This is a genomic window from Veillonella sp. CHU740, assembly GCF_003992055.1.
GTDB lineage: Bacteria > Bacillota > Negativicutes > Veillonellales > Veillonellaceae > F0422.
Window position 1 is genome coordinate 17,673 of the sequence record NZ_RQVD01000017.1, and the last position, 12,220, is coordinate 29,892.

Here is a 12,220-nt window from a genome sequence, read left to right on the forward strand (position 1 = left end):
CACGTTAGGCCCATTCTATATCCCAGATGAGCCTAACGCTACCACCACGTTATTGGCTCTCTTTTTATATTCCTATTATATCACATGTCAGATAACACTAAAAGCACAAATTAGAAAAACCCTCCCAAGGTATGTACCTCGGGAGGGTTTTCTTATGAAAGTCTATGACCTTTTGTTGTGGGGAATAGAATCGTTTCTATTATTTGATACCCATGTGAGCCATAAGCATTTTAATTTGTGCTTTCATTTCTTCATTGTCTTGCATTACTTTTTCATAGTTTTCTTTCATGCGTGCATTGTCTGCTTTTACTTGCTCGTTATCTGCTTTCACTTGTGCATTTTCAGCCTTAAGTGCAGATACTTCATCTTGTAAAATGTAGACGGAAGAAATTGGACCACCTTTGTAGCGTTCAGGAATCATGCTGTCTTCACCACCGAATCGGTATGTCACACCTGCATTCATCATGTTGCTACCGCCGCCAACGCTGACACCTACGTTGAACATAGTGTCTTCGTTTGCGTAATGAGCTACCCCTAAGGCAAGAGCTTTATTGCCTTTGTAAGCACCAACGCCTGCCATCACTTGTGATTTTTTAAGTGGATCGTAGCTTAATGGGTTCATCGCCGCTAATGCTGCTGCATGAGCGCCGGCTTCGTTCACTTTCGCCGTCACAGTATTGGTAGCTGCGTTTAATTGGCCTACTGTCGCTGCATCAGATTCGTATACACCAGGTGCTACGTTGCTGATTGTATTGCCACCGTTATTTAAGCCATCTTTCGTTAAGCTTACTACTGGTTTGTCATTGCTTCCAATGCGGATACCACGACTATCAACTACAGATACTGTTTTCAATACTGGTTTCAACTCTTTTGTATTGTCATCTTGTTTAAAGATAACGTGACCATCTTCTGTTGTTAACCGTTCTTCATAACGAGTACCTGCTGCTGTTGTAGTCGTTACCACTCCTGCCACAGGTTTATTGTCATTGTCTACTTGAACAGTTCCATTGCTGAGTAGGTTATTAATCGTGTATGTTGTACCATTACCGTTTACCACTGTAGAAGAGTTAACGATTGGGTTACCGTTACCATCTTTTTGAAGGATTACATTACCATCTTTATCTTTCTTAGGAATAGGGTTACCCTTAGCATCTAATTTTAATAGACCTTTGTCAGTTTTTTCAAACTCAGGTAAGTAACGGTCATATTTAGATTTACCATCAGCCATGTTAAGGTCTTTCGCCAATTTCACAGTCATCGTAGCTGGTTTACCATCTTTCGCTGGAGCCAATTCAACACCGATGTTTTTATCTGTTAACTCACCAGTTGCACCACCTTGGATAGCCAATGTGTCGCCTAAGCCAACTTCAGCTTTTAATGGGTCTTTTCCATCTTTTGTATCCGCGGTGAATACACGGCCTTTGCTTACACGATCTGCTACGTCTTTCAATTGACCTTGTGTAGCTGCTTTGGAACGTTCTTTAGCTGCATCAGAATCAGGTTTAGCTTTTGCTTCTTCAGCAGAGGCAACTTTTGTAGGATCCCAAGTAGTATTACTTAAACCATCCACAGCTTTTGTAGTAATGGATTCCATACCAGTCAATGTAGATGCCAACGTAACATTTAATGTACCTTCTTTCGTCGCATCCTTCTCAACAGTGATATTGTTAGTTCCTACTAAGTGCAATGTTTCGCCAAGTTTACGTTCAACTTTTGCTTCCGCATTGTTGCCTGTGAAAGTCATTGCTTTATTAGCTAATGCTGTCACTTCGCCTTTATCTGCTTTTTTGTCTAACTCAGATTTGTCAGCTTTGCCTTCTACTGTTTTCGCTAAGTCTGCAACAGTGGATTTATCAGCTTTACCATCTACTTTGTCCGCTAAATCTTTAACAGTTGCTTTATCGGCTTTATCAGCTAACTTATTCGCAAGATCCTCAACAGTAGACTTATCTGCTTTGTTATCAAGGGCTTTTTCAACAGCATCTACCTTCGCAGCAATGCCATCTACTTTTCCTAATTTCGTTGCTGCATCGCCAGACAAGCCAATGATGACTTTGCCATTTTCGCCAGTTACGATATTTAGACCCGGTTTAGCAGATTCTGCAGTGTTTGTTGTACCATCACCAGTAACGAAATCTAATCCTTGTTTCAAGGATACTGTTTTCGCTTTTTCATCGGCATCACCATTCGTACGATACGTAATAGGAGCATCTAGGTCTTTTACAGTTACAGTAGCATCTCCGAAGTTTACTTTGCCTGGATCTGCTTTTGTAGCTCCATCCGCTGCTTTACCTGGTGTAACAGTGATTGTATTCGTACCGTTTTTAATCACTAGATTATCTGTACCGTTACCAGAGATACCTTTCATGTCTGTTAAAGTATCTGCTAATTTTACCACTAAGCCGTTTGCATCTGTAGTAGAGTCTTTTTCCACACGGATATTAACACCTGCTTCTGTTGCTGGAGTTGTAGCACTTGGCGTGAAGTTTTTCGCACCTTTTACAGTTAATGTAGTGCCTAATGCACGTGTTACCGCTTTTTCATCATTACCTTCGAATGTTAACCCTTTCGCAATGATTTCAGTCGCTGTGTTATTCAAGTCACTTACATTCACTGCTGCATGTTTTGTATTCACATCACCTGCTGCCGTGTTCAAACGATCTAAGAATGTCGGGTTAGCAATTGGTTGGTTTGCACCATCTTTTGCTGTATTTGGAATCGCGGAAGCTACGTTGTTGATGACTGTAGTACCACCTGTTGTAGAACCATCTGGGTTCACTAGACGAGCTTGTGGAGTTTTCACTTCTACAGCATCATCTGCTTTTGTACCATCTGCTTTTACTTTGTCAGCTGGATACCATTTACCATCACTGGCTTTCACAACACGGTTGCCGTTTTCATCTGTGTACACTACGGAACCAGCTTCGCCGTTACGAAGAGCATTCACTTTCGTAGTTAAGTCTTTACCATTCAAGCCATCTGCGCCAGTTAAGCCGTCTTTGCCCATACCAGCATTGTTGCCTGTACCAGATTTGCCATCACGGCCATCGATACCATTAGCACCATCAGCGCCTACTGCCTTAGCAATATCAGCTACTTTCGCTAATGTATCTTTTGTCGCTTGAGACAACGCTACTGTATACGTACGTACTTTATCAGTATCTTCATCGCCACCAGTGACTTCAATGCCATCACCTTTGATAACCTTCGTATCGATCGCATCTACTGTGTATGTTGTTACATGGTCTGTTGTTTTAGGTGTGACTGCAACATTTTTACCAGCTGCCACTTTTACAGCGCCTGCTGCTAAATCTTTGACTGCATTTTTGCCATTATCGCTTAGGTTACCTAAATCTTTATTCGCTGCATTATCGATAGCATTACGAGTCGCTTCATTTAAGCCAAATGTTACTTTGCCATCATCACCAGCTACGATTTCGATACCAGCTTTTGCAGATTCTGCAGTGTTAGCTGTACCATCACCTTGAACAAAGTTTAAGCCTGTGCCAACAGCCACTTGTTTAGCAGTTCCGTTATTCGCTTTGTAGCCCAAATTAGCTACATCACCAACTTTGCTGTCTACATACGCTTTATTCGCTGCATCTGTATTAGCACCTGGTTCGCCAATATTAGTTAATTTAGAGCCACCGAAGTCTACATCACCTTTTGCACCATTAGCACCTGGGTTTACTGTGATAACTGCATTGTCACCATTTTTAATTGTCAATGGATCTGTGCCATTACCAGAGATACCTTTCATTTCTGTTAACGTATCTGCTAAGCTCACAGTCAAACCATTCGTAGGGTCGGATGCTACTTGGATGTTCACTCCTGGTGTTGCAGTTGCTGCTGGTGTAAAGTTTGCTGCACCTTTCACGGCTAATGTAGTACCTAATTTACGAGTTGCATCAGTTCCAGTATCTGTACTGAAAGTAAGTGCTTTGTCTGCTAATTCGTTCAATGCTGTTACATCTGCTTTTTTCGCCAATTCAGTATGTAATTGGCCACCATTGATTGCATCTTTGGAGTTTTCTCCAATCGTGCCATCTGCAATGTTGCTTAACTTAGTACCTGTTGCACCTTCTGCTGCTGTAGTCGTTCCATCTGGATTTACTAAACGAGCTTGTGGCGCATCTACTGGAGTAGCAGTTACACCTTGTGGAAGTTGATCCGCAGGTTTTAACTCACCTTTGTCAGTCACAGCTTTAGCATCATACCATTTGCCGTCATTAGCTTTCACAACACGGTTACCTTTGTCATCTGTGTACACTACTGTACCAGCTTCGCCGTTACGTAATGCATTCACTTTAGATGTTAAGTCTTGACCGTTCAAGCCATCTTTGCCAGTTAAACCTTTATCACCTGCCACTGCTGTTGCATCATCAGCTGCTTTACCAGTGCCTGCTTTGCCATCACGGCCATCAGTTGCTGTGTCGCCAAGTTTTGCTGCACTGTCGATGACTTTACGAGTTGCTTCATCTAAACCGATGTTCACAACACCATTTTCTTCTGTAGTGATAGCGATACCAGTTTTAGCCTCTTTGCTATCTGTATCTTTTGTAGGGCTAGTATTAGGAGCTAAATCTGTTGGCGCAATTGTACCTGTACCAGATTTGAAATGTAAACCATCAGCTACGCCAACTTTTTTAGTCTCTGTTTCAGCATTTGCTTTGTAACCTATCTTAGCATTACCTGTGGCAGCTGCCGTCGCTTCTCCCACTTTAGTATCTACATACTCTTTATTCACTGCATCTGTATTCGCTTTTGGAGCTGCTACATTAGAAATCACTTTGCCACCAGCATTGATACCATCTTTACCGATAGTCACCGTTGTCACTGTTGGTACTGTACCAGCAGGTGCATTTTCAGGCACTGCTTGTGTATTCGTAATAGTTAAGTTATTTCCATCTAAAGCAAGTTTAGTGCCTGCTCCGTCAGTCGTTGCTGCATTCGTAATAGAAGTAATACCTACTAAGTCTTTTGCCAAACCAATTTCTAATTTATTATCTGCTTTCTTAGTACGGATATTGTTCGCTGCTGTTGTTGCCGTTGCAGGAACTGTACCTTCACCAACGATATCTAAGGTTTCACCCAATTGTTTTTTGATACCTTGTTTATCATTACCTTGGAATGTTAATCCTTTCGCAATGATGTCCTTAGCTGTGTTGTTCAAGTCACTTACATTGACTGCTGCGTTTTGTGTTTTTGCATCACCCGCTGCTGTATTCAAACGATCTAAGAATGTAGGGTTAGCAATTGGTTGATTTGCATCATCTTTGGCTGTATTTGGAATCGCAGACGCTACGTTATTCAATACTGTCGTACCGCCAGCTGTTGTACCATCTGGGTTCACTAAACGAGCTTGAGGTTTTGTTACTTCCACCGCATCAGCTGCTTTTGTGCCATCTGCATTCACTTTGTTAGCAGGATACCATTTACCATCGTTAGCTTTCACAACACGGTTGCCGTTTTCATCTGTGTATACTACGGAACCAGCTTCGCCATTACGAAGAGCATTTACTTTCGTAGTCAAGTCTTTACCATTCAAGCCATCTTCTGCTGTTAAGCCGTCTTTGCCCATTCCAGCGTCAGCGCCTGTACCAGGTTTTCCATCACGACCATCAACGCCATTAGCACCTACTGTTTTAGCAATATCATTTACTTTATCTAATTTTGCTTTCGCATCATCAGACAAGCCAATGATCACTTTGCCGTCATCGCCAGTTTCGATATGTAAACCTGCTTTAGCAGCTTCAGCTGTGGCAGTTGTACCATCACCAGTAACGAAGTCTAGACCTTTTTTCAAGGATACAGATTTAGCTGCAGTATCAGCCACGCTATTGGCACGGTACGTAATTGGTGCCTCTAGGTCTTTTACAGTTACAGTCGCATCACCAAAGTTCACTTTACCAGGATCTGCTGGTGTAGTTACCGTACCTTGGTCATCTTTTACTTCTGCTTTACCTGGTGTGACAGTAATCGTATTAGTACCGTTTTTGATAACTAAGTTATCTGTGCCATTACCAGAAATACCTTTCATGTTGGTTAAAGTATCTGCTAAGCTTACAGTTAAACCATTCGTAGGATCGGATGCTACTTGGATATTCACACCTGGTGTTGCAGTTGCTGATGGTGTGAAGTTTGCCGCACCTTTCACGGCTAATGTTTCGCCTAATTTACGAGCCGCATTCGTTCCAGTATCTGCACTGAAAGTAAGTGGTTTTTCTGCCAATGTATTCAAGTCAGACGCATTTGCTTTGTCCGCTAATGTATTATTGATAGTTGTAATATCTGATTTATCAGCTTTTTTCGCTAATTCAGTATGTAATTGACCACCATTAATAGCATCTTTGGAGTTTTCTCCAATCGTGCCATCTGCAATGTTGCTTAACTTAGTCGTACCACCAGTTGTTGTACCATTTGGATTCACTAAACGAGCTTGTGGAGTTGCCACTGCTACTGCATCATCAGCTTTTGTACCATCTGCATTAACTTTATTCGCTGGGTAGTATTGACCATCGTTAGCTTTTGCTAAGCGGTTACCGTTTTCATCTGTATACACTACTGTACCAGCTTCGCCGTTACGAAGTGCATTCACTTTAGATGTTAAGTCTTTACCGTTCAAGCCATCTTGACCTGTTAAGCCTTTATCGCCTGCCACTGCATCGGTTGCTTTTGGATCTTTACCAGTGCCTGCTTTGCCGTCACGGCCGTCAGCGCCGATTGTGCCTACTGTGTTAGCTAAGTTTTCTACTTTTGCTAATTTAGCTTTTGTATCTGCAGACAATCCTACTGTGTAAGCACGTACCTTATTAGTATCTTCCGCACCACCAGTAACTTCAAGTCCATCTCCAGCGGCTACTGTTGTATCGATAGCATCTACTGTATATGTTGTCACATGGTCTGTTGTTTTAGGTGTGACTGCAACATTTTTACCAGCAGCTACTTTCACAGCGCCTGCTGCTAAGTCTTTGACTGCATTTTTGCCATTATCGCTTAGGTTACCTAAATCTTTATTCGCTGCATTATCAATAGCATTACGAGTCGCTTCGTTTAAGCCAAATGTTACTTTACCATTATCGCCAGCTACGATTTCGATGCCAGATTTTGCGCTTTCTGCTGTATTCGCTGTGCCATCGCCTTGAACAAAATCTAAACCAGTTGTTACTGCTACTGTTTTAGCTGTTCCACCATTGGCTTTGTAACCTAAGTTAGCATTACCAGCCGCTGTTTGGTTCACTGCTTTGATTGCTTCATCTACGTAGAACTTATTCGCTGCATCTGTATTTGCACCAGGTGCTCCTACATTTGTTAATTTAGAGCCACCGAAGTCTACGTCACCTTTAGCGCCATCTGCACCCGGTTTCACTGTAATAACAGCATTGTCACCATTTTTAATTGTCAATGGATCTGTGCCATTACCAGAGATACCTTTCATGCCTGTTAACGTATCTGCTAAGCTCACAGTTAAACCATTCGTAGGGTCAGATGCTACTTGGATGTTCACACCTGGTGTTGCAGTTGCTGCTGGTGTGAAGTTTGCCGCACCTTTTACAGCTAATGTCTCACCTAATTTACGAGTTGCATTCGTTCCAGTATCTCCACTGAAAGTAAGTGGTTTGTCTGCTAATTCATTCAGTGCTGTTACATCTGCTTTTTTAGCTAATTCAGTATGTAATTGACCACCGTTGATAGCATCTTTAGAGCCAGCTTTGATTTCACCATCTGCGATATTGCTTAACTTAGTGGTACCGCCAGTTGTTGTACCATCTGGGTTCACTAAACGAGCTTGTGGTGTTGCCACTTCTGTAGCTCCGTCCAGTTTATTACCTTTAGCATCTACTTTCTCAGCTGGATACCATTTGCCATCGTTAGCTTTCACAACACGGTTGCCGTTTTCATCTGTGTACACTACGGAACCAGCTTCGCCGTTACGGAGAGCATTTACTTTCGTAGTTAAGTCTTTACCGTTTAGTCCATCTTCTTTTGTTAAGCCATCTTTACCCATACCAGCATCAGCGCCTGTACCAGGTTTGCCGTCACGTCCATCAGATCCATTAGTACCAATTGCATCGACTGCTTTCTGTACTTTCGCTAATGTATCTTTTGTATCTTGAGACAATGCCACTGTGTAGTTACGTGTATTCGTCGCTGTATCTACTGTATCTCCACCTGTGACAGACAAGCCTTCTCCAGCTTCTACTTTCGTATCGATAGCATCCACTGTGTATGTTGTCACATGGTCTGTTGTTTTAGGTGCGACTGCAACATTTTTACCAGCAGCTACTTTTACAGCGCCTGCTGCTAAGTCTTTGACTGCATTTTTGCCATCATCGCTTAGGTTACCTAAATCTTTATTCGCTGCATTACCAACTTGTGTATCTACATAATCTTTGTTTGCTGCATCTGTGCCTACATTTGGAGTTGCTACATTAGAAATCACTTTATTACCAGCATTGATACCATCTTTGCCAATTGTCACTGTTGTCATAGTTGGTGCTGTACCAGGAGCTACACCTTCTGGCAACGGTTGTGTATTTGTAATAGTTAGTTTATCTCCATCTAAAGCAAGTTTAGTACCTGCACCGTCAGTAGTTGTTGCATTTGTAACAGAAGCAATACCTACTAAGTCTTTTGCCAAGCCGATTTCTAGCTTACCATCGTCAGTTTTCTTAGTGCGGATATTATTCGCTGCTGTTGTTGCCCCAGTAGCAACTGTGCCTTCACCAACGATATCTAAAGTTTCACCCAATTGTTTTTTGATGCCTTTTGCATCATTACCTTGGAATGTTAAACCTTTTGCAATGATTTCAGTCGCTGTGTTGTTCAAGTCACTTACGTTGACTGCTGCATGTTTCGTTTTATCGTTGTTTGCTGCTGTGTTCAAGTTGTCTAAGACTGTAGGTTTAGAACCATCAGCTGCTGCAGCCGGAATCGCAGAGGCTACGTTATTGAATACTGTTGTACCGCCAGTTGTTGTACCATCTGGATTTACTAAACGAGCTTGTGGTTTTGTTACTTCCGTAGCATCAGCTGCTTTTGTACCATCTGCATTCACTTTGCCAGCAGGATACCATTTGCCATCGTTAGCTTTTACAACACGGTTACCGTTTTCATCTGTGTACACTACGGAACCAGCTTCGCCGTTACGAAGAGCATTTACTTTCGTAGTTAAGTCTTTACCGTTTAGGCCATCTTCTTTTGTTAAACCGTCTTTGCCCATGCCAGCATCAGCGCCTGTACCAGGTTTTCCGTCACGGCCATCTACACCGTTAGCGCCTACTGCTTTAGCAATGTCATTTACTTTGTCTAATTTTGTTTTCGCATCCTCAGACAAGCCAATGATCACTTTACCGCTATCTCCAGCTACGATTTCGATGCCAGATTTTGCGCTTTCTGCTGTATTCGCTGTTCCATCCCCTTGAACAAAGTCTAGACCTGTTGTTACTGCTACTGTTTTAGCTGTTCCACCATTTGCTGTATAGCCTAGGTTAGCATTACCAGCTGCTGTTTGGTTGACCGCTTTGATAGCTTCATCTACGTAGAACTTATTCGCTGCATCTGTATTCGCACCAGGTGCTCCTACATTTGTTAATTTAGAGCCACCGAAGTCTACGTCACCTTTAGCGCCAGCTGCACCCGGTTTCACCGTGATAACAGCATTGTCACCATTTTTAATTTTCAATGGATCTGTGCCATTACCAGAAATACCTTTCATATTGGTCAAAGTATCTGCTAATTTCACCACTAAACCGTTCGCATCTGTAGTTGGATCTTTTTCCACACGGATGTTCACGCCTACTTCTGTTGCTGGAGTTGTTGCACTTGGTGTGAAGTTTGTAGCACCTTTTACAGTTAATGTAGTACCTAATGCACGTGTTACATTTTGTGCATCGTCGCCTGTGAAAGTAATTGGGTTTGTTTTCAAACCTTCTAAATCAGATGCATTCGCTTTATTGTTTAAAGTAGTATTGATATTTGTAATATCTGTTTTTGTAGCTAAACCACTAATTTTAAACTCTTTACCAGTAGCTTCTGCGCCTGTACCATCTTCTTGTTTTACAGTCACAATGCCATCATCACCAACAGCGTATGTATCTGCTTTTACATGAAGTTCAGAAGCCTTATCTACTTTGCCTGCTAAAGCTGTTACATCAGCTTTTTTCGCTAATTCGTCATGTAATTGACCACCGTTGATGGCATCTTTAGAGCCAGCTTTGATTTCACCATCTGCGATGTTGCTTAACTTAGTGGTACCGCCAGTTGTTGTACCATCTGGGTTCACTAAACGAGCTTGAGGTTTTGTTACTTCCGTAGCATCAGCTGCTTTTGTGCCATCTGCATTGACTTTATTAGCAGGATACCATTTGCCATCGTTAGCTTTCACAACACGGTTGCCGTTTTCATCTGTGTACACCACGGAACCAGCTTCGCCGTTACGAAGAGCATTTACCTTCGTAGTTAAGTCTTTACCGTTCAAGCCATCTGCTGCTGTTAAGCCATCTTTACCCATGCCAGCATCAGCGCCTGTACCAGGTTTTCCGTCACGGCCATCTACACCGTTAGCGCCTACTGCTTTAGCAATGTCATTTACTTTGTCTAATTTTGTTTTCGCATCGTTAGACAAGCCAATGATCACTTTACCGCTATCTCCAGCTACGATTTCGATGCCAGATTTTGCGCTTTCTGCTGTATTCGCTGTGCCATCGCCTTGAACAAAGTCTAGACCTGTTGTGACTGCTACTGATTTAGCTGTTCCACCATTGGCTTTGTAACCTAGGTTAGCATTACCAGCAGCTGTTTGGTTGACCGCTTTGATAGCTTCATCTACGTAGAACTTATTCGCTGCATCTGTATTTGTACCAGGTGCTCCTACATTTGTTAATTTAGATCCACCGAAGTCTACATCACCTTTAGCGCCTGCTGCACCCGGTTTCACTGTAATAACTGCATTGTCACCATTTTTGATTGTCAATGGATCTGTGCCATTACCAGAGATACCTTTCATGTTGGTCAAAGTATCTGCTAATTTCACCACTAAGCCGTTCGCATTTGTAGTTGGATCTTTTTCCACACGGATGTTAACGCCTGCTTCTGTTGCTGGAGTTGTTGCACTTGGTGTGAAGTTTGTAGCACCTTTTACAGTTAATGTAGTGTCTAACTTACGTTCTACGCCTTGGTCGTCATCACCTTTAAAGGTAATCGCTTTGTCTACAGTTGTTTTTAAACCTGCAATATCTGTAGTGTTTGTATTCACCGTAGTAGTTAAATTATCTACTACAGATTTGTCAGCTTTTTCAGCTAATTTAGTATGTAATTGACCACCAGTCACTGCATCATGAGAACCTGCTGCGATTTCACCGTCAGCAATGTTGCTTAACTTAGTTGTACCACCAGTTGTTGTACCATCTGGATTTACTAAACGAGCTTGTGGTGTTGTGACTTCAGTAGCACCATCCAATTTATTACCTGTAGCATCTACTTTGTCCGCTAAGTACCATTTACCATCTTTCGCTTTGACAACACGTTTACCGTTTTCATCTGTGTACACTACTGTACCAGCTTCACCATTACGTAATGCATTCACTTTTGTAGTTAAGTCTTTACCGTTTAGGCCATCTTCTTTTGTTAAGCCATCTTTGCCCATACCAGCATCAGCGCCTGTACCAGGTTTGCCGTCACGGCCATCTACACCATTAGTGCCTACTGCTTTAGCAATGTCGCTTACTTTCGCTAATGTATCTTTTGTATCTTGAGACAATGCCACTGTATAGTTACGTTTGTTTGTAGCTGTATCTACTGTATCGCCACCTGTAACAGACAAGCCTTCCCCAGCGGCTACTGTCGTATCGATAGCATCTACTGTATATGTTGTTACATGGTCTGTTGTTTTAGGTGTGACTGTAACATTTTTACCTTGAGCTACTTTCACAGCTTCTGCTGCTAAGTCTTTGACTGCATTTTTGCCATCATCGCTTAGGTTACCTAAATCTTTATTCGCTGCATTACCGAATTTTGTATCTACATAGGCTTTATTCGCTGCATCTGTATTCGCACCAGGTGTACCAATATTTGTTAATTTAGATCCACCGAAGTCTACCTCACCTTTAGCGCCATTAGCACCAGGTTTTACTGTAATAACTGCATTGTCACCATTTTTAATTGTCAATGGATCTGTGCCATTACCAGAAATACCTTTCATGTTGGTCAAAGTATCTGC

Annotated in this window: 1 protein-coding gene; it reads right to left on the reverse strand. The window is 42.1% G+C overall.

What is annotated here, in order from left to right; all coding sequences use genetic code 11:
• Positions 1-199: 199 nt before the first annotated feature.
• Positions 200-12,202, reverse strand: a complete 12,003-nt coding sequence (locus EO115_RS08120; RefSeq protein ID WP_206168438.1) for a YadA-like family protein — start codon at positions 12,200-12,202, stop codon at positions 200-202.
• Between the last annotated feature and the right edge of the window lie 18 nt (positions 12,203-12,220).

Bases quoted from the DNA above. Each gene is read 5' to 3' on its own strand.
- EO115_RS08120 (WP_206168438.1), bottom strand. From the start codon at position 12,202: ATGAAAGGTATTTCTGGTAATGGCACAGATCCATTGACAATTAAAAAT.